Here is a 26,359-nt window from a genome sequence, read left to right as displayed (position 1 = left end):
AGCGCCAGCGCCGATCCCGGCGGGGAGGCAAAATGTAGCTTTCGAGCCTCGCCATTGATTGCCGTCGTCAAAACAGCGATTTTTAACGCTACAATCGTAGGCTCTACGGTGGCTGTAGCTCAGCTGGTAGAGTCCCAGATTGTGATTCTGGTCGTCGTGGGTTCGAGTCCCATCAGCCACCCCAAAATATCTCCTTTGTGCTATTGCGCAATAGCGCTCAAAAGGACAGCAACGCCGGGTTTTCCCGGCGTTGTCATTTCCGGCCGCCGCATCTTCTTCTGCCTGCGCGCCGCTCTCCTCTCTCTTTTTTCTCGTCTTGCTCGTATATAAAGCGCCCGTGGCGGCTGGCTTTATGTTGCGAGTTGTTGCAATAACGCAATGTGCCGCCGTTTTTTTCGCCCGGCAGGACGCTTGTGGCAAATGTAAACTGAATTAAAATCCACCCGTTTTCAATTTTCAGGAGTCCAACAATGGCTTCGACCCTCGCCGATATCAATTCCCAGATCAAGAAGCATGACGAGCAGATTGCGCAATTGCGCAAGCAGGCCGAAGACCTGCGCAACCAGGAACGCGCGGGCGTGGTCGAAGAGTTGCGCAAGAAGATCGCCGAATACGGTTTGACGGCCTCCGATCTGAAACTCACCGGCCGTGCGGGCGCCGTCAAGCGCAGTGCAGGCGCCGCGCCTGCCAAGGCTGCCGCCAAATACCGCGGCCCGACGGGCGAAACCTGGTCGGGTGGCCGTGGCCGCAAGCCGCGCTGGGTGACCGAGGCATTGGCTGCGGGCAAGTCGCTTTCCGAGTACGAGATCAAGTAAGCGCCCCTGGCTTCCCCGGGCTGTGGCCCAATAAAAAAGCCCGCATGCGCGGGCTTTTTTATTGGGTGTTCGCGGGTGGTGCGCTCAGTTCACCATCACCAGTTTTCCTTTGACGCCGCGCGAGCCCATGTGCGCGTATGCAGCCTTCAATTCCGCCATGGGCATCGTACTGTCGATCACCGGCTTGATCTTTCCCTGGCCGTACCACTGTGCCAATTCGGCCATCATCTGTGCATTGGCCTTGGGCTCGCGCCTGGCGAAATCGCCCCAGAACACGCCGACCAGCGAAGCGCCTTTCAGCAGTGTCAGGTTCAATGGCAGTGATGGAATCGGGCCGGACGCAAAACCGACGACCAAATAACGGCCGCGCCACCCAATGGAGCGAAAGGCGGGCTCTGCAAAATCGCCGCCCACCGGGTCGTAAATGACATCCGGTCCTTTGCCGTCGGTGGCGGCCTTGACGGCATCGCGAAAACCGTTGGGCAGTGCATGCGTCGTGTAGTTGATCGTCGCGTCGGCGCCGATGGAACGGCAAAGCTCGCATTTTTCGTCGGTGGAGGCTGCTGCAATCACTCTGGCCCCGGCAGCCTTTGCGATCTGGATGGCCGCCGTGCCCACGCCGCCTGCCGCGCCGAGCACCAGCACGGTTTCGCCGGCCTTGAGTTGCGCTCGGTCCATCAGTGCGTGCCACGAGGTGGCGTAGATCATGATGAAAGCCGCGGCATCGACGTGGCCGAAACCTTCGGGCAACGGCATGCACAAGGCCGCGGGTGCCAGTGTGTGGGTGCCGAAGCCGCCCGTGCCCGACAGGCAGGCCACGTTCTGCCCGACCTTGAGGTGTGTGACGCCGTCGCCGACTGCCTGGATCACGCCAGCGTATTCGGAGCCCGGCACGAAGGGCAGGGGCGGCTTCATCTGGTATTTGTTCTGCACGATCAGCAGATCGGGGAAATTCAGGCTCGCAGCCTTGATTTCGATCAGCACCTGGCCCGGGCCCGGGGTCGGGGTCGGCAGTTCCTTCCAGGTCAGCGCGTCGACGCCGGTGGGGTTTTCGCAAAGCCATGCGTGCATGCTCGAGTCTCCTTCGTGTGAGTCGGATGGGGCCAAAGAATGCGGGCGATGATAGGCGGCGCGGCAGGGTGGGCTTGTCCCTGCTGCGACGCACCCGGCGCCTACAATCCCGGGCATCCAGGACACCATGAAGATACTAATTTCCAACGACGATGGCTTTCAGGCGCCGGGCATCGTCGCACTGCACGACGCGCTCAGGGACATCGCCGATGTCGAGGTGGTCGCGCCCGAGCACAACAACAGCGCCAAATCGAACGCGCTGACCCTGGCGGCACCGCTCTATGTGCGCGAGGCGCACAACGGCTTTCGCTACGTGACGGGCACGCCGGCCGACTGCGTGCACATCGCGCTCAAGGGCCTGCTCGACTACCGGCCCGACCTGGTGGTCTCCGGCATCAACAACGGCGCCAACATGGGCGACGACACCATCTATTCGGGCACGGTCGGCGCGGCGATGGAGGCCTATCTGTTCGGCATTCCGGCCATCGCGTTCTCGCAGATCGAAAAGGGCTGGGCGCATGTGGATGCGGCCGCCCAGGTGGCGCGGCGGCTGGTGCAGCAGATCGAGCGCGAGCGCATGCTGGGGGGCGCCGCCTTCCTGCTCAACGTGAACGTGCCGAACCTGCCTTTCGACGAGCTGAAGCCCGTCAAGGTCTGCAGGCTCGGCCGCCGCCATGCGGCGGAGAAGGTAATCACCCAGGACAGCCCGCGAGGCGAAACCATGTACTGGATCGCCGGCGCAGGCGGCGCCAAGGACAGCGGCGAAGGCACCGACTTCCATGCCGCTGCAGCCGGCCACGTCGCGCTGACACCGTTGCAGGTCGATCTGACCGACCACGCCAACCTTGGCCAATGGCGCGAGACGGTGGCCCGTCTCGGCAATTGACATGGCCACGCAGCGGCCGAGTTTCCCCGTTCGCCTGACACCCACCGCTTCGGCCGCCACGCGAGGGCGCATGCCCGCCGTGCCGGCCAAGCCCATGGTGCCGTCCACGCCTTCGATGGCTTCCGATGCCGTGCGCGCGCGCATGGTGCAGAGGCTCGCGGCGCAGGGCATCTCCGATCCGCGGGTGCTGCGCGCAATGGGCGCCGTGGAGCGGCATCGCTTTGTCGACAGTGCGCTGGTCAACCAGGCCTACGAAGACACGAGCCTGCCGATCGGGTTGGGACAGACCATTTCGAAGCCCAACGTGGTGGCCCGCATGATCGAGCTGCTGATGGGCGCACCCGCGCTGGCTGGAAAGCCGCAGGACAAACTCGGCCGCGTGCTCGAGATCGGCACCGGTTGCGGCTATCAGGCTGCGGTGTTGAATCATGTGGCCACCGAGGTCTACAGCATCGAGCGCCTGCGCGGCCTGCACGAGCGCGCGCGCGCCAATCTGCGGCACTTCCGCCTGGCCACGGTTCATCTGATGCTGGGCGACGGGATGATCGGCTATGCCAAGGGCGCGCCCTACGCCGGCATCATTGCCGCGGCTGGCGGCGAAGCCGTGCCTGAGGCCTGGATTGCGCAGCTCGCGGTGGGTGGCCGCATCGTGGCACCGACCCATTCCGCAAGTGGTGGCCAGGCCCTTGTCGTCATCGACAAGACCCCACGGGGACTGGAGCGCCTCATTCTTGAGGCGGTTCACTTTGTCCCCCTAAAATCAGGCATCGCTTGAAGGAATAACAAATGCAGGGTTTTGGCAATCGGAGTTGGTTCGCTGGCGTCACGTTGGCCTTTGTGCTCGTGATCGCGGGCTGTTCCACACCGCGCGGGCCGGCGCCGGTCGAAGACCGCGGCACCATGTCGCGCGCGCCTGGCGCAGCAGTGCCCGGCGGCCCGCCCATCACCACCGACGCCAACGGCAAGCCGCTCGCCGGCATCGAAAATTATGGCAAGCCCGGCTACTACGCCGTGCGTCCCGGAGACACCATTCGCCGCATCGGTGCCGACACCGGCCAGCGCTGGCAGGACATCGTTCGCTGGAACAACATCGAGAACCCCGACCTGATCGAGGTCGGCCAGGTGCTGCGCGTGATTCCGCCGGCAGGTTCGGGAACGGTCGTCGCGGCCGCGCCTGCAACACCGCCCGCCGCTTCGCCCGAAGGTGTGGTCACGAAGCCCGTGACGCCGCAGCCTGCGGTGGTGCCCTCGGTGCCCGCCAGCAGCGCGACGACCAAGCCGCCGGTCACGGCTTCGCCGGCCGGTCCCGGCAGCGGAAATGTGGGTGATGAAGACATCGGCTGGATCTGGCCTGCGAGCGGTTCGCTGATCGCGGGCTTCGATGAGGCCAAGAACAAGGGCTACGACATCAGCGGCAAGGCGGGCGACCCCGTGCTGGCCGCCGCCGACGGTCGCGTGGTCTATGCGGGCGCAGGCCTGCGTGGCTACGGCAACCTGATCATCCTGAAGCACAACAACACCTACCTCACGGCGTATGCCCACAACCAGACGCTGCTCGTGAAGGAAGACCAGTCGGTTCAGAAGGGCCAGAAGATCGCCGAAATGGGCAACAGCGACGCCGATCGCGTGAAGCTGCATTTCGAGATCCGCCGCCAGGGCAAGCCCGTCGATCCTTCGCGCTACCTCCCCGGCCGGTGATGCCATGGCTGCCTCCCGCCCCCGCCGCACGCTGTTGCCCGTGCGCGGGTTGGCGGGCAGGGGCAGCCCTTCTTCCGACAACGGTCGTCATGAGTTCAACGGTGAGAGCGTTCACCCGCCACCGGAAGAGGGCTTAGAACCACCAACGGCAGACGGCGTACTGCCTGCAGGCGCTGCGAGCGAACAAATCGGCGGCGAGGGCGCGGATGCATTGACCATCTACTTGCGCCAGGTCCGTCGCACCGAACTCTTCACGCCTGCGCAGGAGTACCAGACCGCATGCGCCGCGCGAGCCGGCGACTTCGCGGCGCGGCAATCGATGATCGAGCACAACCTGCGGCTCGTGGTCAATATCGCCAAGAGCTACCTGGGCCGTGGCGTGCCGATGTCGGACCTCATCGAGGAAGGCAATCTCGGCCTGATGCATGCCATCACCAAGTTCGAGCCCGAACGCGGTTTTCGCTTTTCCACTTACGCGACCTGGTGGATCCGCCAGTCCGTCGAGCGCGCGGTCATGACGCAGGCGCGCGCGATCCGGTTGCCGGTGCATGTGGTGCGTGAGCTGCAGCAGGTGCTGCGGGCCCGCCGCACACTCGAAGGCGATGCCGAATTCCTCGCGCATCGGCCCGATGGCGTGCGCGTGGAAGACATCGCCGCGCTGCTCGGGCGCGAGGTGCAGGCGGTGGCCGACCTGCTGGCCCTGTCCGAAGCCCCGCGCTCGCTGGACGCGGGTGACGCGCGTGGGGACGAGGGCTTCACGCTGGCCGACACCGTGGCTTCCGAGGACGGGCAGGGCAGTCCGACCGACGTGACGCACATGCACGAGGTGGAGCGCCTGCTCGACCAGTGGGTGCACGCCCTCGATGCGCGCGAACGCGAGGTGCTGGAGGGGCGCTATGGCCTGCACGACCGCGAGCCCGAAACGCTGGAGGTGCTGAGCGTGCGCCTCGGCCTCACGCGCGAGCGCGTCAGGCAGATCCAGAACGAGGCGCTGGCCAAGATGCGCCGCCAACTGGCCCGCTCCGGCGTTGGGCGCGACGCGCTGTTCTAGCTGCCTCGGCCACGCTGAGACAATCGGGGTATGACGGAATCCATCGAAGAAAACAAAGCCCCCGCGAAAGTCCCCACGAATCCCGGTGAAGAGTGGCTGCAGGTCGAGTCTCTCGACCTCGACGCGCAGGGCGTATCGCACAAGGCCGACGGCATGGTCGTGTTCATCGAAGGCGCATTGCCTTTCGAGGAAGTGCAGTTCAATGTCCATCGCCGCAAGAACAACTGGGAGCAGGGTACGGTCACGGCCATCCGCCGCGAATCGTCGCAGCGCGTGCGCCCGGGCTGCCCCCATTTCGGCCTGCACACGGGCGCCTGCGGCGGCTGCAAGATGCAGCACCTGGATGCGGCCGCCCAGGTGGCCGTGAAGCAGCGCGCATTGGAAGACAACCTTTGGCACCTCGGCAAGGTCAAGCCCGAGAACCTGCTGCGGCCGCTCGAAGGGCCGACCTGGCATTACCGCTACCGCGCGCGCCTCTCGGTGCGCCACGTGGTCAAGAAGGGCACGGTGCTGATCGGTTTCCACGAGCGCAAGAGCCGCTACCTGGCCGACATGCAGGTGTGCCCCGTGCTGCCGAAGCAGGTCAGCGAGATGCTGATGCCGTTGCGCGCGCTCATCGGTTCGATGGATGCGCGCGAAACCTGCCCGCAGATCGAACTGGCCTGCGGCGACGCCCCCGACTCAACGCGGCTCGGCACCATCGCGCTGGTGCTGCGGCATCTTGAACCGCTCTCGCGCGCGGACATTGATCGGCTGAAGGCCTTTGCCGAGAAGAACGAGGGCGTTCAATGGTGGCTGCAGGCCAAGGGGCCGGACACCGTGAAGCTGCTGGAAGAGGGCGGCACGCCGCTGGCATACCGGCTGCCCGAGTTCGACGTCACGATGCCGTTCAAGCCCACTGACTTCACGCAGGTCAATCCGCACATCAACCGGGCGCTGGTGGGCAAAGCACTGCGTTTGCTCGACGTGCAGCCCGACGAGCGCGTGATCGACTGGTTCTGCGGTCTTGGCAACTTCACCTTGCCGCTGGCGAGCCGGGCCCGCGAGGTGCTGGGCATCGAGGGCAGCGACACGCTGGTGGCACGCGCAACCGACAACTTCAACAGGAATCAGCCTGCGACGTCGGCCCGGCGGGCACTGTCGCCCGCCGCTTTCGTGGCGCGCAACTTGTTCGACATGACGCCGGCAATGCTCGTGGCCGACGGCAGTGCCGACAAGTGGCTGGTCGATCCGCCGCGCGAAGGCGCCTTCGCGCTGGCCAAGGCCATGGCCGACCTTCATCAGCAGCCCGAACTACGGACCGATGGCTGGACACCGCCGAAGCGCATCGTGTACGTGAGCTGCAATCCGTCGACGCTTGCGCGCGATGCCGGCTTGCTGGTGCACCAGGCGGGCTACCGCTGCACCTTCGCGGGGGTGGTCAACATGTTCCCGCACACCGCGCACGTCGAGTCGATTGCAGTCTTCGAGCTGGAATGAAAAAAGGGCCCTTCCGGGCCCTTTTTCTTGCTGCGCGTTATTCGCTCAGTCGCGTTCGCCGCCGAAGATGCCCAGCAGTGCCAGCAGGCTCTGGAACACGTTGAACAGGTCGAGGTACAGCGCGAGCGTGGCGCTGATGTAGTTGGTTTCGCCACCGTCCATGATCTGCTTCAGGTCATAGAGCATGTAGGCCGAGAAGATGCCGATGGCGGCCACCGAGATGACCAGCATGCCCGTGGTCGAACCGACGAACACGTTGATGATGGCGCCGAACATCAGCACCAGCGCGCCGACGAACAGGAACTTGCCCATGCCCGACAGGTCGCGCTTGATGACCGTGGCCAGCGAGGCCATCACGAGGAACACGCCAGCGGTGCCGCCAAAGGCCGTCATGACGAGTTCGGAGCCGTTCTTGAAGCCCAGCACCATCGCGATCAGGCGCGACAGCATCAGGCCCATGAAGAAGGTGAAGCCCAGCAGCACGGGCACGCCGGCGGCGGAGTTCTTGGTCTTTTCGATGGCGAACATGAAGCCGAACGCGCCGCCGAGGAAAACCATGAGGCCCAGCCCGCCCGTGAGCGAGCGGGTGATGCCGGTGCTGACGCCGATCCATGCGCCCAGCACGGTGGGCAGCATGCTCAGCGCGAGCAGCCAGTAGGTGTTGCGCAGCACGCGCTGGCGTTCAGCCTGCGCCAACGGCTGGCCATAGCCAGCGGAAGTGTCTAGGGTGGTAACGCGGTCGTTCATGGCCGGAGCTCCTGTGGTTGCTGCAGTGACGCAGTTTGGGCGCATTCTAGGGGGCTGCAAGAGGGGGAGTCGAAAAGACCGTATGCGGGGTGTTCCCAAGCCCCGAAGACACCCCTGGCGGCAGGGCCGTTATGCTGTCGGGTTTTCACGAAACCAGAGCCCATCATGAAGACCAAGTCATTCCTCGAACTTGCCGACGTCAAGGCCGTGGCCGCAGCGGCCGAAGCCGAGGCCCTCAAGAACAACTGGGCGGTGACCATCGCCATCTCCGACGACGCGGGCAACCTGCTCTGGCTGCAGCGGCTGGATGGTGCTGCGGCATTGTCTTCGCACATTGCGCCTGCCAAGGCCCACACGGCAGCCATGGGCCGGCGCGAAAGCAAGGTCTATGAAGACATCATCAACGGCGGCCGCACGGCGTTCCTGACGGCGCCTGAAGTGCAGGGCCTGCTCGAAGGCGGCGTGCCGATCGTCAAGGACGGCCACGTGATCGGCGCCGTCGGCGTGAGCGGCGTGAAGTCGAACGAAGACGCGCAGATCGCCAAGGCAGGCATCGCCGCCCTCGGCCTCTGAGTTTTTCTTCCGCACCAAGCAAAACGCCGACTTCGAGGTCGGCGTTTTCTTTTTGGTGCTTCAGCGTGAAAAAAAGCTTGGCTAGTCGGCGAACCGTTGGCTAGCAAAAAACGACCCTTCGGAGATGAATCTCCTCGAGTCGCCCCACGATGAAACTTGCGCGAAGGGCGGACTGGACGACCTACTTGGTCAGGATCAGCTTGCCGAGTTTGGTGGCCTGAAGCCGGTAGAGGGAGCCGTTGTGCATGATGCTCACGGTCTTGCTTCCCTTCAGAAGCTCGGTGCTCTCGAGCATTGGCGCCGGACGCATTGCCTGGATGGACGCATGGCCGCCACCCGACTGGTCGAGCGAAGGATGGTTCAGGACAGAAAAGGCATTCGGTGTGGCTGGCATCTGGATTTCCCTATCGAAGCGATGAGTTAATGATAATGATTCGCAATAAAAAGTCAATCGTCGCGATCGACTTTTTTGACTTGCGATGTCAGATCACTTCGCTTCGGGCTCCGTGATGAAGCCGATCTTGCGCACGCCGGCTTCGCGAGCCTCCGACATCGCCTTGGCCACGCGCTCGTAGCGCACGGCCTTGTCGCCGCGGATGTGCAGCTCGGGCTGCGGTTCCTTGGCGGCTTCGGCGGCGAGGCGGTTGGGCAGCTCGCTGTCGTCGATCTTCTGTTCGTTCCAGTAGTACGAGCCGTCGGCCGTCACGCTGAACAGGATGTTCTGCGGCTTCGGCTGCTCGGGTTCGCTGCTGGCGCGCGGCAGGTCGATGTTGACCGCGTGCTTCATCACCGGCACGGTGATGATGAAGATGATGAGGAGCACCAGCATGACGTCGACCAGCGGCGTCATGTTGATCTCGTTCATCACCTCATCGGGTTCGTCCTGTGTACCGAAGGCCATGGTGCTCAGCCCTTCTTGAGCGGAACCACGACGGCGTCGCTGCCGCTTTGAACGCGGGCGCCGGTCACGAAGTAGGCATGCAGGTCGTGCGCGAAGGCGTTGAGCTTGGTCAGCACGAACTTGTTGCCGCGCACCAGGGCGTTGTAGCCCAGCACCGCGGGGATGGCCACGGCCAGGCCCAGGGCCGTCATGATCAGCGCTTCACCGATCGGGCCGGCCACCTTGTCGATGGTTGCCTGGCCGACCGAGCTGATGCTCATGAGCGCGTGGTAGATGCCCCAGACCGTGCCGAACAGGCCGATGAAGGGGGCGGTCGAGCCCACCGATGCCAGCACGGCCAAGCCGGTTTGCAGGCGAGCGGTGAAGGCGTCGATGCCGTTGCGCAGGGCGCGCGTGATCCAGTCGCTCACGTCGAGCGCGTCATGCAGATGGGCCTTGGTGTTGCGGTGGTGCGCTGCTGCTTCGCGGCCTTCGAGGGCCAGCGCACGGAACGGGTTGCTGTCGTCCTTGCCGAGCTTGTTCAGCGCGGTGGCGAAGTCTTCGCTGTGCCAGAAGTCTTGCGAATGCTTGGCGAGGCGCTTGTATTTGATGACGTCGAGCGCCTTGACGATGATGACGATCCACGACGCGAGCGACATGCCGATCAACAGTACCGCGACGGCCTTGGTGACGAAGTCGCCCTGATGCCAGACGTTCATCAGGCCAAATTGGGAATCCATACGAAGTTGCTCCAGAGAAAAATTAGTTCAGGACGTAGTTGACGGGGGCGTCATAGGACATGGCCTGCACCACGCCGTTGATCTTGCCGGGCACGAAGCGGCATTTCATGATGTATTCGACTGCGGCTTCGTCGAGGCGATCGAAGCCGCTGGATTTCTTGACCTCGGCACTCTTGGGCAGGCCATCGACGCCGACGAGCACCCGCACGATGACCTTGCCTTGCTCGCCGAGCCGCTTGCTCATGGCGGGGTAGGTTGCCTTGGGGTTTTGAAGGTAGTCGGCGTTGCTCGAGGGCATCTGCACCGCTGGAGGCGCCGGGGGTGCAGGTGGTGGCGCGGGCGGCGTCGGCGGAGCGGGAGGTGCCGGCGGCGTTGCCGGAGGCGGCGGTTCGGTGGTGCCGACGGGCGCCTGGGGCGCCGGCGTGGGCTTCGGCTCGCGGATCGCCTGGGGCCGCGGCGGAGGCGGGGCCTTGGCTTTGGGCTGAGGCGGTGGTGGGGGCGGCGGAGGCGGATCTGCCTTCGGCTTCGGCGGTTCGACGAACTGGCCCAGTATTTCGACTGGAATCACCACCTCGGCGGCGCGGCGTAGCAACCCGCTCTGCAGCGCCCAGAGCGCAGCCGCATGGAACAGGATGACGCCGCCGGCAATGACGACATTGCGCGAAAGGCCGAGGACGGAAGGGGGGGGGGCAAAGCGGTCAGACACGATCAACCATTCGAATGCGGGCGCCGTGAAAGGTGCCCCGATTTCAGCAAAACCGCTACGAAGACAGCACTTGCGCCAGTTGCGCTACTTGCGAAAGATCCACCAGACCGAGCCTGCAACCAGGATCAGGCTGCCGCCGAGTGTCGAGAAGAGTTCCATGCCTTGCTTTCCTTGATGGAGTTGGCAAGCTGGATCGCCCTCGGACCCGATTCGCAGCTCAGTGCTGCGACCGGATGCGAAGCGCTGCACTGCGCGACGATATCTCGCGCGCACCCTTCACATTGGCCACACTGGGTGGCCACGCCAAGTTCGAACTGAACCTCGTCGAAAGTCATGCCGGCCCGCACGTGGCGTGCGATTTCTCGGTCGGAGACTCGGCGGCAGACGCAAACGATCATGGTTGTGAAAGCGGCAGTTGGCTGGCTGTTGGATTTGCTTGATTATAAATAAGAATCCGTCGCATTCACAATAACCATGTGTTACTGATTCATGCAGGTGAGCCAGATCCCTGGATTCAGACCTCGGACCAGAGCCGAAGCAGGTTGTGGTAGTGGCCGGTCAGCGCCACGGTTTCCTCGCCCTCGCCGAAGCGCGCACGAAGTTTCTGGATGTTCTGGTCGAGTTCGAACAGCATGCCGCGCTGCTGGTCGCTGCGCACCATGCTCTGCAGCCAGAAAAACGAACAGATCCGCGCCCCCCGGGTCACGGGGCGGACGCGGTGCAGGCTGCTGGCCGGATAAAGAATGAGGTCGCCGGCCGGCAGCTTCACTTCGTGCGAGCCATAGGTGTCGATGACCTCCAGCTCGCCGCCCTCGTAGTCCTCGGGGTCGCACAGGAAAAGCGTGCACGACAGGTCGGTGCGCAGTTGCTGGTTGACGCCGGGCAAGGCCCGCACCGCACCGTCGACATGAACGCCGTAGTGCTCGCCTCCCTCGTAGCGGTTGAACAGCGGCGGCACGAAGCGCAGCGGCAGCGCGGCCGAGAAGAACAGCGCGTGCCGGGCCAGCGCGGCCAGAACCGTGCTGCCGAGTTGCCGGCCCACCGGGGACTGCTCCGGCAACTGGCGGTTGCGCTTGACCTGTGCGCCTTGTGCACCGACCGTCTCGCGACCGTCGGTCCATTGCGTGGCGTCGAGTGCGGCGCGCATTTCGCGCACCTGGTCGGGACTCAGCACATCGGGCACATGCAGCATCATTTTTCAGGATCTCCGCAATGAGAAAAGCCTCGGCGCGCGCAGTGTTATGTCCGTCGTTGTTCCGGGCCTGCGGTCGCCGGGTGTCCTTTGGACTTTTAGAGCCGACTTGAGAATGCAGCCTGTTCAAGGCCGGGACAAGGCGCAAACAAGATAGGCCGGTTCTCCTTTGTTATCGTGAAGTTACCAAGCACCACGAAGCAACTGAGACCAGCCTATGCAGCGGATTCTAGCGAGCATCACCAGCCTCGAACAACACGCTCAGGCCTTGGCCGAAGGTGGTGAGGCTTACCGCCCGACAGCGTGCCCGCACTGCCGGCATGGCGGGCTGTGGCGACACGGTTGCTATCACCGCAAGGCCGATCGCGGCGCGGGTCGCGGCGAGTCGCTCAATCCGGTGGCGGTGCTGCGCTTCCTGTGCCGGGCATGCGAGCGCACGTGCTCGCGGCTGCCGGCATGCATCGCGCCTCGGCGCTGGTATGACTGGGCCGTGCAGCAGGTGGTGTTGTTGCTCGTGTTGAGTGGCTGCTCGGTGCACCGTTGCGCGGTCTGCACGTGCCGTGATCGCCGCACCGTGCGGCGCTGGAGGGACTGGCTGCGGGGTCGCAGCGAGGGCTTTGCCTTCTTCCTGCGTAGCCGGTTCCCGGAGTTCGGACGATTCGCCGATCACGAATCGTTCTGGCGCAACGTGATCAACAGACTGTCGCTGCAGCAGGCCATGGCCTGGCTGGACCGGGACCTGATCGTCCCGTGATGAGTCGCCCCTGAATCGCGCGCGGACAGCGCAGGCCCCGCCCGGGCGGGGCCCCACACACTTTGCCCCCTGCCGTCGCAGACGGATCGCCGCTGTCATCGGACCTCCACAACCTGAAGGTGCATGACATGAAGCAAATCGATCCCAAGGCCTTGTTCCGGCTGTCCGTGCTGGGGCCACTGGTCAGCCGCGAACGACTCGAGCGTGGCGAGTTGCAGCAGGTGATCCGCGAACTTGCGCAGCGCGAGTACGCCATTCCCCAGTCGCAGCGCCGCCATCTGGGCGAGAAGACCATCCAGGCTTGGTACTACGCATGGCGCCGCGAGGGCATCAATGGGCTGGAACCCAAGATCCGTGCGGACCGCGGTCAGTCCAAGATCGCGCCGGCGATCCAGGAGGCGGTGCTGGCGGCCAAGCGGGACAATCCGCGGCGCTCGATCCGCCAGATCCTGCGTTTGCTCGAAGTCGCCGGAATCGTGGCGAGCCAGAGTCTGTCGCGCTCGGCGATTCATCGGCTGCTGCACCGGCACGGCCTGTCGCAGATGGCCGGCTCGGCCAGCCTGCCCGAGGAGAAGCGCAGCTTCACAGCCGAGTTCGCCGGCTCGATCTGGTACGGCGACGTGATGCACGGCCCGCGTGTTCCCGTCAAGGGGCAGCTGCGCAAGACCTACATGGTGTCGCTGATCGACGATGCCTCGCGACTGGTCGCGCACAGCGCGTTCTGCCTGGGCGAGACCGCGCTCGATGTCCAAGGGGTGCTCAAGCAAGCGCTGTTGCGTCGTGGAGTGCCAACCAAAATCGTTGTCGACAATGGCGCCGCTTACCGGGCCCACACCCTGCAGGGCTTGTGCGCTCGGCTGGGCATCCATCTCATCTTCTGCCGCCCTTATGCCCCAGAGGGAAAGGGGAAACTCGAGCGCTGGCATCGGACATGTCGGGATCAATTCCTCACGGAGATTGACGAGCGCCACATCACGAGCCTGGGCGATCTCAATGCCCGTCTGTGGGCCTGGCTTGAGCAAATTTACCACCAGACGGCGCACGGCGGCCTCGGTGGCATGACGCCGCTGGCGCGCTACCAGCGCGACCTGCCCAGGATCCGCAGCCTGGGTGCCAAGGCCGCTCATCTCGATGCGCTGTTCCACCACCGGGTGCCGCGCTTCGTGAGGAAGGACGGCACGGTGTCCTATCTGGGCCGGCGCTTCGAGGTGCCCTATGAGCTCTCGGGCAAGACCGTCAGGCTGGTGGTCGATCCGCACGCCGAGCGTGTCGTGGGCGTCGAGGACGAGGCTGGTGCATCGCTGGGCAGCGCCACCGAGCTCGATCAACTCGCCAACCAGCACCGCACCCGGCGCAAGCCCGACCCCGACGTGGCCACAGGCAGTGTGCGCAGTGGTCCCAACCTGGTGGAGATCGCCCTGGCCCAGTACCACGGCACGAAGGAGCAATGACATGTACCTTCAGCACTTCGGCTTGCGCCACCCGCCGCTGGGCAAAGATGTTGCCCAGCCCTGGGATGACGGCGCCCTGGAACAACTCACCCAGCGCTTCAACTGGCTGCTGCAATCGCCGGGCATCGGCCTGCTCACCGGCGAGCCCGGCGTGGGCAAGACTGCCGCCCTGCGCAGCCTCACGCGCGCGCTCAACCCGCACCGCTACCTGGTGCTCTACCAGGCCGAGACCGACTTCGGGCGCGTGGACATCTACCGCGGCCTGGCGCGCGCCCTGGGGATCGAGCCCAGCTACCGGCGCGCCCAGCTCTGGCGCGACATCAAGCAGCGCGTGCACGAACTGGTCGACACCAAGCAGGTGACGCCGTTGTGGATCATCGACGAGGCGCAGAACCTGCCGTGCGAGTTCTTCCGCGACTTCCCCGCGTTCCTGAACTTCGCCTTCGACTCGCGCGACCTCATCACCGTCTGGCTCGTCGGGCATGTGGCATTGGCGCAGATGCTCGAGCGTGCGCCGTATGCCGCGCTGTACAGCCGCATCCAGGCCCGCGTCCAGCTCAAGCCCGTGGTGGAGCGCGAACGCTTCGCCGCGCTCATCGAGCACGCCCTGACGAGTGCCGGTTGCCAGCACACCGTCGTCTCCACCTCGGGCATGGAAATCCTGCGCCAGGCCTCCAAGGGCCTGCCCCGGCAGGCCGGGCGCATCCTGTGCACCGCCATGCGACTGGCCGTGCCCAAGGGGCTCAACCATCTGCCGGACGAGGTCCTGCAACTGGCCATCGCGGAGCTGCAATGAAGAAAGCCTCAACACCAAAGAGGTTCGACGACGTGCCGCTGCCCAGGCTCAGCGACGATGCCGCCGTCGAGATCTACCACTTCCTCGAATACCTCTTCGATCTCTTCGAAGCGCGCTACGGCGATCAGATCAGCCGCTTCTACGAAGACCGCTCCAGGCACAACCTCGTCGAACCAGACCCGAACCTCGAACTCGACGACCCGCCGTTCTGAGGTCCCCGCCAACTTGCTCATCAACGCCGCCAGCTTGACCGCCGGCGGCGTTGCTCATGGTGCCTCGCGAGTGCCTGCGATCACGCCCGACCGGTCGACCGCTGACCACCTTCGTCTCACCTTCCTCGCGGTCCGCGTCCGGGCTATGCGAGCCCGGGACGCCACCCTCCGATCGGCCTCACTTAGCGCGGGACCGGCTCTCGAAACTATCGTGGGACGTAACACGCAGGACCGTCAGAACGCGAAGTTCGCGGTGATCTTCGCCGAGCGCGGCGTGCCCGGCGTGTAGCGGTAGCCGCTCTTGTTGACGGCTGCCACGTAGTCCTTGTCGAACAGGTTGTACAGGTTCAGCTGGATGTCGATGTTCTTGTTGATGCGATAGGACGCCATTGCATCGACCACCCAGTATGAATCGACGTAGGCCGGCGTTCCCACCGCGCTGTCGGTGCCGCGCTGCAGCTTGCCGTTGTAGCGTGCGCCGCCGCCGATGGTCAGGCCGAACGGAAACTGGTAGGTGGTCCAGAGCGTGAAAGCCTTCTTCGGCGTGTAGGCGAGGGCGGTCGATCCATCCGCCAGCACCGAAGAGCCGCTCAGCACGCGGGTGTTCATGGTGGTGAAGCCCGAGCTCACGCCCCAGTTGTCGGTCAGGGCGCCCGACAGGCCCAGCTCGACGCCCTGCACGCGCTTCTTGCCGGTCTGGAAGTACTGCTGCGAGACCGTGTCCTGCACGACTTCGTTGCTGACGTCGGTGCGGTACAGCGCTGCAGTCAGCGCCACGCGCTTGTTCATCACGTCCCACTTGGTGCCGACTTCGTAGGTCTTCGCCTTCTGCGGCAGGAAGTCGGTTCGCCCGGTGCTGTTGCCGGTGCCGCCGGCGGCCAGCTGGAAGTTGGCGCCGCCCGGTGGCTGCGCGGCGGTGCCGTAGGCCGCGTAGATGCTGCTGTTCTCGGTCGGCTTGTAGACCAGGCCGATCTTGCCGGACAGCAGGTTGTCCGACAGCTTCAGGTTGGTCGGCGTGATCGTCGAGGTCTGGGGGCCGTTGCCGGTGCGCGCCAGCGTCAGCGCGGTGGCGTTGTACGTGGTCAAGTAGTGGTCGTAGCGCAGGCCGGCGGTCAGCTGCCACTGCTCGTTGAACTTGAGCGTGTCGAAGGCGTAGAGGCCGATGGTGTCGGTGCTGCCGTCGGAACCCGTTCCGTTGGCGATGCGGTTGTAGCCGCTCACGTACGGATTCGGGTTGTACAGGTTGGCGGCAGGCCACGAGCCGGCCGCGGCCAGCGTGGTGCCCACGCTCGGGTAGCCTGCGGCGTAATAGTTGTTGGCGCGCTGCGTCTCGCGGACGAATTCGAGGCCGCCATTGAACGAGTGGCCGATGCTGCCCGTGTTGAACTTGGCCGACACGCTCGTCTGGTTCGTGAAGATCGTGTTTTCCTGGTCCTTGTTGGTGGGCAGGTTGCGCGTGATGGTCCAGCTGGCGGGAATCGTCGGGATGACCGTGTTGATGAAGCCCGCGTTCGCGGCCGGCAGCTGGCCCACGCCGCTTGCCGACGCCGTGAGGCCGCCGCCCGTGAACGACGTCAGCATGTAGTCCTGCGAGGTCTTGCCGTAGCGGGTGGTGTTGCGGAGGGTGATGTCCGGCGTCAGGTCGTGCTCGATGCGCGCGGTGAACATGTCGGCCTTCACGTTGTCGAAGTCCGAGCTGGTGCCGTAGAAGTTGCTCGAGGCCACGCGCGCGGCGGAGTTCAGGTAGGTGCGGCGCGCCAGGCCTCGCGTGATCGCGGTGGCATCCGGCGTGCTGTAGCCCGGCAGTCCGATGGTGGGCACGCCGCCGTCGGGAATGTTGTTCTGCTCGACGTGCAGGTAGTCGAGGAAGATGCGCGTCGGGCTGTTCAGCCCGAGTGCCAGCGACGGGGCGATCGCCGTGCGCTTGTTCTTGACGAAATCGCGGCCGGCAACGCCGCCGTCTTCGGTCACTGCGTTCAGGCGGAAGGCCGCGCCGATGCCGTTGGCGCTGCTCAGCGACTTGTTCCAGTCGACGCTGCCGCGCTTGAAGTCTGCGCTGCCGAAACTCATCGAACCCAGGAAGCTGTCTTCGAGCTTGGGCTTCTTCGTGACGAGATTGATGTAGCCGGTAGGCGAGGTGCGGCCCACGTCGGTGCCCGACGGGCCCTTCACGACCTCCAGCTGTTCGATGTTGAACACGTCCCGCGACACGGAGCCCAGGTCGCGGATGCCGTCCACGAAGATCGCGCTCGAGCTGTCGAAGCCGCGCATGAAGACGGCGTCTCCAGTGTTGGTGTTGCCGTTCTCCCCGAGGAAGAAGGTGCCCACGCCGGGCGTGTTGCGTAGCGCCTCGGTCAGCGTGGTTGCACCCTGTTCGCGAATGATCTGTTCCTTGATGACCTGGATGGTCTGGGGCGTGTTCACCAGCGGGGCCGTGAACTTGGGATTCGACGAGTTGTCGGCCTTGTAGTCGGCGGCGGTGCTGTCCTGCACCCGGACTTCAGGCAGTGCACTACTCGACTGGGCGAGGGCCGCCGGGGCTGCGATGGCGATCAGTGTGGCGGCGGCAGCGCTCGAAAGGTGTGGAACGGCGCGCACAACGGTGTGTTTGCGGCTCTTGATGTAGGCCATGAAGTTTTCTCCGGAAAGGACAGGCGTCAGGACTCGACTGGCGATGTCTTGGCGGCCTGCGTTCTCCGGGAGAAGCGGGGCAGACTGGCTGGGTGAGTCGATTTGCAAAGTGCTTGTAAATCGCCTCAAATGATATTGCTTCTCAATACGTAAGTTCGCAGCCGAAGCCGTATTAATTCAAAAGTTGTCTCGGTTTGTTGCTGCCACGCAACTGGTGCGTGCGGCAGCGAGGGCTCAGTAGACATCGCGGCGATAGCGTCCGCTTGCCGCCAGTTCGCTCATCAGCGTCTCGCCAGCGACCTGCCGCAGTGCGGCGTCGACACCGGACGCCATGCCCTGCAGGCTTCCGCAGACATAGACAGCCGCGCCGTCGTGCAGCCACTGCAGCAGGGTGTCGGCCGACTGCAGCAACCGGTGCTGGACGTAGAAGCGCTCTGCCTGATCGCGTGAGAACACCATGTCGAGCCGCTGCAGCACGCCGCCGGCCTGCCAGGCTTCGATTTCTTCGCGGTACAGGAAATCGTGCGCGGCTTGGCGTTCGCCGAACACCAGCCAGTTGTCGTGCCTGCCCGCGGCGGCACGGGCTCGCAGGTGGGAGCGCAGTCCAGCCAGCCCGGTGCCGTTGCCGATGAGGATCAGGGGTCGCGTCTCGTTGCCGTCCAGGCGGAAACCTCGATGGGGACGCAAACGCAGGGCGACGGTGTCGCCAACGCTGAGGGTGGAGGTGAGCAGCCCCGATGCTGCTCCCAGCGTGCCGTCGGGATGCTGCTCCTGCCGGACGAGCAACTGCAATTCGCCATCGGCGTGTACGGATGCGATCGAGTAGTCGCGCGGGCGCGCTGGATCGCTCGCCGTGGCCACCTGCGCCAGGTCGCCCGACATCCAATGGGGCATCGCACCCATCTGCGGAACCAGTCCGAGATGGAACACCGGTGCGCCGACGCTGCCCGGATTGAGCCGCTCGCGCGCAATCAGCCGCCACTGCGTGAAGCTGGTTGCCGCCCCTTCGATGCTGACCGTCGGCGCTTCGCCCCATTGCGCGTGCCACGCAGCCAGCGCGGCGGGCTCGCTGTTGTCGACCTCGATGCGATCGAACTCGCGCGTGGCGCCCGTCGCAAGAAGCCACTCGTCGAGCGCGCGACCGAAGCCGCAGAAGTTGGCGTATTGACGGTCGCCAAGGGCCAGTACGGCGTAGCGCAGCGAGGACAGCGCGGGCGGTGAATGCATGACGCGCTCGGCGAACACGCTGGCCCCATCGGGCGCATCGCCTTCGCCGTAGGTGCTGGCGATGAAAAGCGCGCGCCGCGCGGCGGTCAGCGTCGGGGCATCGAGCGCGTTGAGTTCCATCACGCGTGCCGGCGTGCCTGCCGCGCTCAATTGCCGTGCGGTCTGCCAGGCGATGTTTTCGGCCTGGCCGGTCTGGCTCGCGAACAGTACAAGGACGGGGGGCTCGTCGCTGCCTTCCGAAAGCGCTGCCGCATTGCGCACGGCGGCCGCTTGCCGCCTGCGCTCGCGCAGGTAGACCGATGCGCAGAGCGCCGCATACGCAGCCACGGTGGAACCCGCGCCAAGTGCGCGCCAGCCAATGTCGTTCATGCCCCGGCCGGTGCGGGCCACGCGCGCGTAGCCCGCACCGCAGGCGATGCGTCGCCATGGCTCACGAGCAGTGCGGCAATGTCGTGCCGCTGCGCGAAGTCGAATCCTTCGTCCGGCCCCAGTACCGTCAGCACGGTGGCCAGCGCGTCGGCCTGCATGCATTCGGTGTGCAGCACGGTGACGCTGGCCAATGCATGGGCGGCCGGCTCACCGGTGCGTGGATCGATGGTGTGCGACCAGTTGCGCCCCTGATGCGTGCGGCGGTGCCACCGATCGCCCGAAGTGGCGATCGCCATGTCGGCAAGCGCCACGCGCTGCGCCACTGCCGGGTCGCCGTCGACGAGCACCTGCCAAGGCTGGCCACCGGGGCGTCGCCCGATGCCTCGCAGTTCACCGCCGACTTCAAGGAGAAGGTCCGTAAGGCCGAGCGCGCGCAAGGCTTCGACGCCACAGTCGACCGCGAAGCCCTTGGCGATACCCGAAAGATCGAGCGCAACGCCACCCGGCTGCAGCAGCGAGCCATCGGCCGCATCGAACGCCAGCCGTGGCCAGCCGACGCACGCACGCGCATCGGCCAGGACCTGCGCAGAAGGCAGGCCGCCTTCGTGTGCTTCAGGGCCGAAGCCCCAGCAGGCGACCAGCGGACCGATCGTCGGATCGATCGCGCCACCGCTGGCCGTTGCCCATCGGTCCGCACAGCGCATCACTTCGGCGAACTCCGCGGGCAGCACGTGGCGTGACCCGGCTGGCGCCCGGTTGAACCTACTGATGTCGGAGTCCGGCTCCCAGTTGCTCATCTGCGTGACCACGCGGCCAAGCGCCGACTCGACCGCCGCGCGAACCTCCGCCAACGGCAGCATCCGCGGATTGTCGAAGCGCAGCGACCAGGTGGTGCCCATGGTCTGCCCGCCCGACTGCTGGAGCGTGGCGGGATCGGCGGCGCGTGGGACGGCCGCGTTGGCGTAGCCGCCAGCGCGCCAGGTGCTGAACGAAAGGCCCACGGTGGTTGGCTGCCGCGTCAGGGCATCACTTCAAGGGTTGCCGCGTAGCTCAGGCGGCGTTCCTTGGCTTGCGGCACCGTGGTCTTGGTGTCCTTGGTGCTGGCGTCGAGCCAGTACATCCCGGCGGCGGGCCAGGTCACGCTGAACTGGCCCTTGTCGTCGGTCTTGAGCTTGATTTCCTCGAGCTTGTCGCGGTACTGGGTATTGCCTGCGGTCACGGTCACTTCGAGGCCCTTGGCGGGCTGGCCGTCGAGGTTCAGCGTAAAGGTGGCCTTCTCGCCCTTGACCAGGTCGGTCGGGCTGCCGGTGGAGATCAGTTCCAGCCCCTGGCCGACGGGCTTGAGCGCCGAAGGCTTGCCGACGGTCACGAAGGTCTCGATGCGGCCGGACGATTGGGTGATCGTCACCTCCTGTGCATCGACCGGGATCTCCTTGCCGATGGTTTCGGCCGTGCCGCGCGCGCGCTTGGCCTGGCCCGTGGCCTTGTCCTTCCAGCTTGCGAAGGCGCCGGCGTTGGTCACCGCGATGCGGTAGGTGCCCGGTTGTGCCACGTTCACGTCGAACACGTTGCGCAGCTTGAGCTTGGCTTCGGTCTCGGGCTTGACGGTGCTGCCGTCGGGCGCGGTGATCTGCAGGCCGTCGAGCCGCAGCGGCGCGTGGTTCGCGACGAACAGGTCGTTCGATACCGCGGCATCGACGGTCACGGTGTCGGCCTTGGAGAACACGGTGGACGAGGGCAGCAGCCAGGCGTTGTGCGCCTGGGCGAGCGAGGCGACAGCCGACAGGGCAATGGCGAGGGAGGCGGCGCGCAGTGTGAAGCGGGTCATGGCAGTTCCTTGATGGGGGCTGGCGGTAAGGCGGTAAAAGGGGGGGGCGGTCAGGGCTTGAGTTCGAGCTTGATCTCGCCGAGCTCTTCCTTGCCCGTGGCGGTCGGCTGCGCCGCTGCCGTCGGGGGCCACTGGAAGGGAATGCTCACGACCTCGCGTCCGCCGACTTCGCGTGCGGCTTCCACCACGAGCTTGTAGGCGCCCGGCGCGAGCTTGGGCATGGGCGCCGTGCCTTCGGTGAAGCTCAGCTGGTGCTTGCCGGCCGGCTTGGTCGCGCCCGTCACGCCATCGACCGGCACCGCGAGTTCGCGGCCACCGCGGCGCCACCACTGGCGCATGTCCTTCAACCACTTCGTGCCTTCGCCCTCGGGGTTGTTGGTCTTGGTGCGCACGTCGTACCAGACGGCCAGCGTACCGGCAACGGTGTTGTCGGCGCGCTCGATCCAGGTCGCCACGTAGGGGCGGTGGTACTCGGACACGTTCAGCCGCGGGATCTCGATGTTGACGGCCAGCCCCGACGCGAAGGCCGGGGCCGCGAACAGCGCCGACATGGCCAGCGGCGCGAGTGAATAGCGAACGTGCACGGGAAACCTCTTTTCCTGGATCGATGAATGAATCAGTGAATGAACAGCAGCGCGAGCAGCACCGGCACGACGAGCCCCATGCCCACCATCGGCCACGTGAAAGGCCGGTTGCCCGCGTGCATCTTGAGAATGAACAGGCCGGTGATCGAGAAGACCAGTGCGGCGCCCGCGAAGATGTCGATGAACCAGCTCCACGCGGCGCCGGTGTTGCGGCCCTTGTGGAGGTCGTTGAAATAGGAGAGCCAGCCGCGGTCGGTGCGCTCGTATTCGATCTCGCCGTCGGCCAGGCTCAGGCGCAGCCAGGCGTCGCCGCCAGGGCGGGGGAGCGAGAGGTAGATTTCGTCGTCCGACCACTCGGCCTCGCGGCCTGCGGTGCCGACGTCCCATTGCTTCCGCACCCAGGCCTGCAGTTCGGCGGGCAAGGGCGCCTTGCCCTTGAGGGCCTTGGCGGCCGGCAACTGCTTTTCGAGTTGCGCGCGCAGGGCTTCATCGACCGAACCGCTCAGCTTCGTGACGGCCGGCCGGGCCTCGATCTGCCCCGCGTGATTGAGCGTGAAGCCCGTGACGCTGAACAGGATCATGCCGATCAGGCAGATCGCCGAGCTCACCCAATGCCATTCGTGCAGGGTCTTGAGCCAGTAGGCACGGCGGCGGTTGTCGGGGCGGGGGGCAGTCATCGAAGGCGCGGATTTTATCCGTGCGAATGAGAATGACTGTTATTCGTGACGGGTTAAGTTACGTAAAGCAATAAAAAACGGGACCGAAGTCCCGTTGATCGACAGCTGCGAAGGCTTCGCTTACTCGAGCTCGCCCATCTGCGACTGCAGGTAGTTCTGCACCCCGACCTTGTCGATCAGGTCGATCTGGGTTTCGAGGAAGTCGATGTGCTCTTCCGTGTCGTCCAGGATCTCCTGGAGCAGATCGCGCGAGACATAGTCGCGCACCGATTCGCAATGCGCGATGCCGTCCTTGATGGTCGCTTGCGCGCCGGTTTCGGCGCCGAGGTCGCAGCGCAGCAGTTCGGGCACGTCTTCGCCGATGTTCAGCTTGCCCAGGTCCTGCAGGTTCGGCAGGCCGTCGAGCATGAAGATGCGGTCCATCAGCTTGTCGGCGTGTTTCATTTCGCCGATCGATTCCTCGTATTCCTTCTTCGCCAGCTTGTCCAGGCCCCAGTGCTTGAGCATCCGGTAGTGGAGGAAGTACTGGTTGATTGCGGTCAGCTCGTTCTTGAGCTGCGCCTGCAGATGTTCGATGACCTTGGGGTCGCCCTTCATGATCGTTTTTCCTTGTTCTGAAAGAGGCGATTGTCCGGGTCCTCGCAGGGCCCGCGCAAGCATTCCCCTGCGCAGTCGGTCTGCATGCGTACGAGGGTGATAGGCGTTCGTATTCGGGCGGGAAGCGAAGGCGAGGACGCCTTTGTTTTTCATAGGCCGCACCGATGTTATTGATAGCTCAATGCTATGAGAGTGTCATATTTGGTAGTTATACTCATGGCTCGCACTTATTTTTGTCCACCCGCAGCATCCAAGGAATCACCATGTCCCTGATCAACACCCAAGTCCAACCCTTCAAGACCCAGGCCTACCTCAACGGCAAGTTCATCGATGTGTCCGACGAGACGCTCAAGGGCAAATGGTCCGTGCTGATCTTCATGCCGGCGGCCTTCACCTTCAACTGCCCGACCGAAGTCGAAGACGCGGCCGACAACTACCCCGAGTTCCAGAAGCTGGGTGCCGAGGTCTACATCGTGACCACCGACACGCACTTCTCGCACAAGGTCTGGCACGACACCTCGCCGGCCGTTGGCAAGGCGAAGTTCCCGCTGGTGGGCGACCCGACCCACACGCTGACCAACGCTTTCGGCGTGCACATCCCCGAAGAAGGCCTGGCACTGCGCGGCACCTTCGTGATCAACCCCGAAGGCATCATCAAGACCGCCGAAGTGCACTCCAACGAAATCGCCCGCGACGTCAAGGAAACCCTTCGCAAGCTCAAGGCAGCGGTCTACACCGCCGCCCACCCGAACGAAGTCTGCCCTGCCAAGTGGAATGAAGGCGACAAGACCATCGCACCGTCGTTCGACCTCGTCGGCAAGATCTAAGCGCCCCGCGCGAAAGCCCGGGCGCTCACGAGGCCCCGGGCTTTTTCGTCCCCAGTTGATAGTTTCCAGTTATCGAAAGAGAGTCCCTCATGCTCGACGCCAGCACCAAAGCCCAATTGAAGAGTTACCTCGAACGCGCCACGCAGCCGATCGAGATCGTCGCCTCGCTCGACGACGGCAAGGCCTCGGGCGAGATGCTGTCGCTGCTGAAGGATGTCGCCGAAGCCTCGCCGCTGGTCAAGCTGACCGAAAGCCGCGACGACAACCACCGCAAGCCCTCGTTCTCGGTCAACCGCCCGAGCGAAAACCACGGCCCGCGTTTTGCCGGCCTGCCGATGGGCCATGAATTCACGTCGCTGATCCTTGCCTTGCTGCAGATCGGCGGCTATCCCCCGAAGGTCGAGCAAGCCGTGCTCGACCAGATCAAGGCGCTCGACGGCGATTTCGAGTTCGAGATCTACGTCTCGCTCACCTGCCACAACTGCCCCGACGTGGTCCAGGCGCTGAACCTGATGGCAGTGCAGAACCCACGCATCCGCACCACGATGATCGAAGGCGGCACTTTCCAGGACGAAGTGAAGGAACGGCAAGTGATGGCCGTGCCGACCGTGTTCCTGAACGGCACCGAGTTCGGCCAGGGCCGCATGAGCCTGGAGGAAATCCTCGCCAAGATCGACACCAGCGGCGTCGAGCGCGAAGCGAAGAAGATCGCCGCCAAGGATCCGTTCGACGTGCTGATCGTCGGCGGCGGCCCTGCCGGCGCCGCTGCGGCCGTCTACGCGGCACGCAAGGGCATCCGCACCGGCGTCGCCTCGGAGCGCTTCGGCGGCCAGGTGCTCGACACGCTGGGCATCGAGAACTTCATCTCGATCAAGGAAACCGAAGGGCCGAAGTTCGCGCATGCGCTTGAAGAACATGTGCGCGACTACGACGTCGACATCATGAATCTGCAGCGTGCCAAGGCGCTGGTGCCCGGCAATGGCCTGATCGAAGTGCAGCTCGAAAGCGGCGCCTCGCTCAAGAGCAAGTCGGTCATCATCTCGACCGGCGCGCGCTGGCGCAACATCAACGTGCCTGGCGAGCACGAGTTCAAGAACAAGGGCGTGGCCTACTGCCCGCACTGCGACGGCCCGCTGTTCAAGGGCAAGCGCGTCGCGGTGATCGGCGGCGGCAACTCGGGCGTCGAAGCGGCGATCGACCTGGCCGGCATCGTGGGCCACGTCACGCTGATCGAGTTCGACACGGCCCTGCGCGCCGACGCCGTGCTGCAGCGCAAGCTCCAGAGCCTGAAGAACGTCGACATCTTCACCAACGCACAGACCACCGAGATCACCGGCGATCAGAAGGTCAACGGCCTGGTCTACAAGGACCGTGCGACGGGCGAGCTGAAGAAGGTCGAGCTTGAAGGCGTGTTCATCCAGATCGGCCTCGTGCCCAACACCGACTGGCTCAAGGGCACGGTCGAGCTGTCGAAGCACGGCGAGATCCTAGTCGACGCGCGCGGCCAGACCTCGGTGCCCGGCGTGTTCGCGGCAGGCGATGTGACGACCGTGCCGTTCAAGCAGATCATCATCGCGGCCGGCGACGGCGCGAAGGCGGCGCTCGGCGCGTTCGACCACCTGATCCGCACTTCGGCGCCCGCCGCGCCGGCGGCCGCCTGACCGGCTGCCCGATGCAAGAAGGGGTCATCGCAAGTCGATGGCCTCTTTTTCTTTGAAGCCTCAGTAGTTCAGCCGCTCCGGCCGCAGTTCCTGCAGGATCGTCGTCGCGATCTCCTCGATCGACTTGGTGGTGGTCGAGAGCCAGCGGATGCCGGCGCGTCGCATCATCGCCTCGGCCTCGCTCACCTCGTGGCGGCAGTTCTCGAGGCTGGCATAGCGCGAATCGGGGCGCCGCTCGTTGCGGATCTCGCTCAGGCGCTCGGGCTGGATCGTCAGGCCGAAGATCTTCTTGCGGTGCGGCATCAGGGCCGGCGGCAGCTGGCGGCGGTCGAAATCCTCCGGAATCAGCGGGTAGTTGGCGGCCTTGAGGCCGTGCTGCATTGCCAGGTAGAGCGAGGTGGGCGTCTTGCCGCTGCGGCTCACGCCAACCAGGATCACGTCGGCGCCCTGCAGGTCGCGGTTGCTCTGGCCATCGTCGTGCGCCAGGCTGAAGTCAATGGCCGCGATGCGGGCGTTGTATTCCTTGCTCTTGCTGACGTCGCTGAAGCGGCCGATGCGGTGGTTCGACTTCACGGCCAGCTCGATTTCCAGGGGCCGCACGAAGGTGCCGAACATGTCGAGCAGCATGCCCTTGCAGCCGGTTTCGATCACTTCCAGCACGTCCATGTTGGCCAGCGTGGTGAAGACGATGGGGCGAACGCCCTCGATTTCGGCGGTGTGATTGATCTGCCGCACCGCCTGGTGTGCCTTGTCGACCGTGTCGGTGAAAGGCAGCCGGACATGGCGCGGTTTCATCTCGAACTGGGCCAGAACGGCGTTGCCGAAGGTCTCGGCGGTGATGCCGGTGCCGTCGGAAATGAAGAAAACAGTGCGTGTATGCATGGTCTTGCGGTCTTGTCCTGCGGCG

General features: G+C 64.9%; 29 protein-coding genes and 1 tRNA gene. 14 read left to right on the top strand and 16 right to left on the bottom strand.

Annotated elements, in window-relative coordinates; translation table 11 throughout:
- Positions 1–108 precede the first annotated feature (108 nt).
- Positions 109–184: transfer RNA gene (locus ACEOAB_RS18915), tRNA-His, on the top strand.
- 286 nt (positions 185–470) lie between these two features.
- The gene (locus ACEOAB_RS18910; RefSeq protein ID WP_413748312.1) at positions 471–815 is read left to right on the top strand and encodes an H-NS histone family protein; all 345 of its coding nucleotides are present in this window, start codon (positions 471–473) and stop codon (positions 813–815) included.
- Between the two features lie 84 nt (positions 816–899).
- On the opposite strand, the gene ACEOAB_RS18905 is transcribed toward ACEOAB_RS18910, so the two are convergent.
- Positions 900–1,886: an NADPH:quinone oxidoreductase family protein gene (locus ACEOAB_RS18905; protein WP_413748316.1), complete on the bottom strand. Its 987-nt coding sequence runs from the start codon at positions 1,884–1,886 to the stop codon at positions 900–902.
- A 127-nt stretch (positions 1,887–2,013) separates the two neighbouring features.
- Between ACEOAB_RS18905 and surE the strand changes: the two genes are divergently transcribed.
- Genes surE through rlmD form a run of 5 tightly spaced genes read left to right on the top strand, consistent with a single transcriptional unit; the run spans position 2,014 to position 7,000 of the window.
- Positions 2,014–2,772, top strand: a complete 759-nt coding sequence (gene surE / locus ACEOAB_RS18900) for a 5'/3'-nucleotidase SurE (protein WP_056590693.1) — start codon at positions 2,014–2,016, stop codon at positions 2,770–2,772.
- 1 nt (position 2,773) lies between these two features.
- Positions 2,774–3,547: a protein-L-isoaspartate(D-aspartate) O-methyltransferase gene (locus ACEOAB_RS18895; protein ID WP_056520707.1), complete on the top strand. Its 774-nt coding sequence runs from the start codon at positions 2,774–2,776 to the stop codon at positions 3,545–3,547.
- A gap of 11 nt (positions 3,548–3,558) precedes the next feature.
- Positions 3,559–4,470: a peptidoglycan DD-metalloendopeptidase family protein gene (locus ACEOAB_RS18890; RefSeq protein WP_413748313.1), complete on the top strand. Its 912-nt coding sequence runs from the start codon at positions 3,559–3,561 to the stop codon at positions 4,468–4,470.
- A 4-nt stretch (positions 4,471–4,474) separates the two neighbouring features.
- The gene (locus tag ACEOAB_RS18885) at positions 4,475–5,521 is read left to right on the top strand and encodes a sigma-70 family RNA polymerase sigma factor (RefSeq protein ID WP_413748314.1); all 1,047 of its coding nucleotides are present in this window, start codon (positions 4,475–4,477) and stop codon (positions 5,519–5,521) included.
- A 30-nt stretch (positions 5,522–5,551) separates the two neighbouring features.
- On the top strand, positions 5,552–7,000 hold the full coding sequence (gene rlmD, locus ACEOAB_RS18880) for a 23S rRNA (uracil(1939)-C(5))-methyltransferase RlmD (RefSeq protein ID WP_495653041.1): 1,449 nt from the start codon (positions 5,552–5,554) through the stop codon (positions 6,998–7,000).
- Between the two features lie 45 nt (positions 7,001–7,045).
- Here rlmD and ACEOAB_RS18875 read toward each other — a convergent pair whose 3' ends face one another.
- Positions 7,046–7,747, bottom strand: coding sequence for a Bax inhibitor-1/YccA family protein (locus ACEOAB_RS18875; RefSeq protein WP_056590706.1), 702 nt, complete (start codon positions 7,745–7,747; stop codon positions 7,046–7,048).
- Positions 7,748–7,912: 165 nt separating this feature from the next.
- Between ACEOAB_RS18875 and ACEOAB_RS18870 the strand changes: the two genes are divergently transcribed.
- Entirely contained in the window at positions 7,913–8,320 is a 408-nt protein-coding gene (locus ACEOAB_RS18870; protein WP_007830736.1) for a GlcG/HbpS family heme-binding protein, read from the top strand.
- Positions 8,321–8,501: 181 nt separating this feature from the next.
- On the opposite strand, the gene hemP is transcribed toward ACEOAB_RS18870, so the two are convergent.
- The 6 genes from hemP to ACEOAB_RS18840 all read right to left on the bottom strand — a co-directional run bounded on the left by hemP (position 8,502) and on the right by ACEOAB_RS18840 (position 11,841).
- The gene (hemP, locus tag ACEOAB_RS18865) at positions 8,502–8,714 is read right to left on the bottom strand and encodes a hemin uptake protein HemP (protein WP_056590709.1); all 213 of its coding nucleotides are present in this window, start codon (positions 8,712–8,714) and stop codon (positions 8,502–8,504) included.
- A gap of 93 nt (positions 8,715–8,807) precedes the next feature.
- On the bottom strand, positions 8,808–9,221 hold the full coding sequence (locus tag ACEOAB_RS18860) for an ExbD/TolR family protein (protein ID WP_007830740.1): 414 nt from the start codon (positions 9,219–9,221) through the stop codon (positions 8,808–8,810).
- A gap of 5 nt (positions 9,222–9,226) precedes the next feature.
- Positions 9,227–9,940 carry a MotA/TolQ/ExbB proton channel family protein gene (locus ACEOAB_RS18855; protein WP_056590712.1) on the bottom strand — a complete coding sequence of 238 codons (714 nt, stop codon included), beginning with the start codon at positions 9,938–9,940 and terminating at the stop codon, positions 9,227–9,229.
- A gap of 22 nt (positions 9,941–9,962) precedes the next feature.
- Positions 9,963–10,646, bottom strand: coding sequence for an energy transducer TonB (locus ACEOAB_RS18850; RefSeq protein WP_414930041.1), 684 nt, complete (start codon positions 10,644–10,646; stop codon positions 9,963–9,965).
- A gap of 125 nt (positions 10,647–10,771) precedes the next feature.
- On the bottom strand, positions 10,772–11,044 hold the full coding sequence (locus tag ACEOAB_RS18845; protein ID WP_081502622.1) for a (2Fe-2S)-binding protein: 273 nt from the start codon (positions 11,042–11,044) through the stop codon (positions 10,772–10,774).
- Between the two features lie 116 nt (positions 11,045–11,160).
- Positions 11,161–11,841 carry a Fe2+-dependent dioxygenase gene (locus tag ACEOAB_RS18840; protein WP_413751421.1) on the bottom strand — a complete coding sequence of 227 codons (681 nt, stop codon included), beginning with the start codon at positions 11,839–11,841 and terminating at the stop codon, positions 11,161–11,163.
- Positions 11,842–12,055: 214 nt separating this feature from the next.
- On the opposite strand from ACEOAB_RS18840, the gene ACEOAB_RS18835 reads away from it, so the two are divergent.
- The 4 genes from ACEOAB_RS18835 (at position 12,056) to ACEOAB_RS18820 (ending at position 15,051) form a co-directional block, all read left to right on the top strand.
- Positions 12,056–12,592 carry a hypothetical protein gene (locus ACEOAB_RS18835; RefSeq protein ID WP_413751254.1) on the top strand — a complete coding sequence of 179 codons (537 nt, stop codon included), beginning with the start codon at positions 12,056–12,058 and terminating at the stop codon, positions 12,590–12,592.
- A gap of 128 nt (positions 12,593–12,720) precedes the next feature.
- Positions 12,721–14,043, top strand: coding sequence for a DDE-type integrase/transposase/recombinase (locus ACEOAB_RS18830; protein WP_413751255.1), 1,323 nt, complete (start codon positions 12,721–12,723; stop codon positions 14,041–14,043).
- A 1-nt stretch (position 14,044) separates the two neighbouring features.
- Entirely contained in the window at positions 14,045–14,839 is a 795-nt protein-coding gene (locus tag ACEOAB_RS18825) for an ExeA family protein (protein ID WP_495653010.1), read from the top strand.
- Positions 14,836–15,051 (top strand): hypothetical protein, encoded by a 216-nt coding sequence (locus tag ACEOAB_RS18820; RefSeq protein WP_413751391.1) that lies wholly within the window; start codon positions 14,836–14,838, stop codon positions 15,049–15,051. The genes ACEOAB_RS18825 and ACEOAB_RS18820 overlap by 4 nt, the downstream gene beginning before the upstream one ends.
- A gap of 234 nt (positions 15,052–15,285) precedes the next feature.
- Here the strand turns inward: ACEOAB_RS18820 and ACEOAB_RS18815 are convergent, their stop codons facing one another.
- The 7 genes from ACEOAB_RS18815 to bfr all read right to left on the bottom strand — a co-directional run bounded on the left by ACEOAB_RS18815 (position 15,286) and on the right by bfr (position 22,964).
- The gene (locus ACEOAB_RS18815; protein WP_413748223.1) at positions 15,286–17,682 is read right to left on the bottom strand and encodes a catecholate siderophore receptor Fiu; all 2,397 of its coding nucleotides are present in this window, start codon (positions 17,680–17,682) and stop codon (positions 15,286–15,288) included.
- A 234-nt stretch (positions 17,683–17,916) separates the two neighbouring features.
- Positions 17,917–19,278, bottom strand: coding sequence for a sulfite reductase subunit alpha (locus tag ACEOAB_RS18810; protein ID WP_413748224.1), 1,362 nt, complete (start codon positions 19,276–19,278; stop codon positions 17,917–17,919).
- Complete coding sequence (locus ACEOAB_RS18805; RefSeq protein WP_413748225.1) at positions 19,275–20,279, bottom strand: FAD:protein FMN transferase; 1,005 nt, start codon at positions 20,277–20,279, stop codon at positions 19,275–19,277. Before ACEOAB_RS18805 ends, ACEOAB_RS18810 begins: the two co-directional genes overlap by 4 nt.
- A 17-nt stretch (positions 20,280–20,296) precedes the next feature.
- Positions 20,297–21,106, bottom strand: a complete 810-nt coding sequence (locus tag ACEOAB_RS18800; RefSeq protein ID WP_413748226.1) for a DUF4198 domain-containing protein — start codon at positions 21,104–21,106, stop codon at positions 20,297–20,299.
- Between the two features lie 50 nt (positions 21,107–21,156).
- Complete coding sequence (locus tag ACEOAB_RS18795) at positions 21,157–21,657, bottom strand: DUF2271 domain-containing protein (protein WP_371127353.1); 501 nt, start codon at positions 21,655–21,657, stop codon at positions 21,157–21,159.
- Positions 21,658–21,722: 65 nt separating this feature from the next.
- The gene (locus ACEOAB_RS18790; protein ID WP_413748227.1) at positions 21,723–22,367 is read right to left on the bottom strand and encodes a PepSY-associated TM helix domain-containing protein; all 645 of its coding nucleotides are present in this window, start codon (positions 22,365–22,367) and stop codon (positions 21,723–21,725) included.
- A 120-nt stretch (positions 22,368–22,487) separates the two neighbouring features.
- Entirely contained in the window at positions 22,488–22,964 is a 477-nt protein-coding gene (gene bfr / locus ACEOAB_RS18785; protein WP_007830763.1) for a bacterioferritin, read from the bottom strand.
- A gap of 263 nt (positions 22,965–23,227) precedes the next feature.
- On the opposite strand from bfr, the gene ahpC reads away from it, so the two are divergent.
- Both ahpC and ahpF read left to right on the top strand, forming a co-directional pair.
- Entirely contained in the window at positions 23,228–23,791 is a 564-nt protein-coding gene (gene ahpC / locus ACEOAB_RS18780; protein ID WP_007830764.1) for an alkyl hydroperoxide reductase subunit C, read from the top strand.
- Positions 23,792–23,880: 89 nt separating this feature from the next.
- Complete coding sequence (gene ahpF / locus ACEOAB_RS18775) at positions 23,881–25,452, top strand: alkyl hydroperoxide reductase subunit F (protein ID WP_007830766.1); 1,572 nt, start codon at positions 23,881–23,883, stop codon at positions 25,450–25,452.
- Positions 25,453–25,512: 60 nt separating this feature from the next.
- Here ahpF and ppsR read toward each other — a convergent pair whose 3' ends face one another.
- Positions 25,513–26,334 (bottom strand): posphoenolpyruvate synthetase regulatory kinase/phosphorylase PpsR, encoded by an 822-nt coding sequence (gene ppsR / locus ACEOAB_RS18770; protein WP_007830768.1) that lies wholly within the window; start codon positions 26,332–26,334, stop codon positions 25,513–25,515.
- Between the last annotated feature and the right edge of the window lie 25 nt (positions 26,335–26,359).

It is taken from the genome of Variovorax sp. Varisp53, from assembly GCF_059491555.1.
This window is presented reverse-complemented; position numbering and strand designations above follow the sequence as displayed.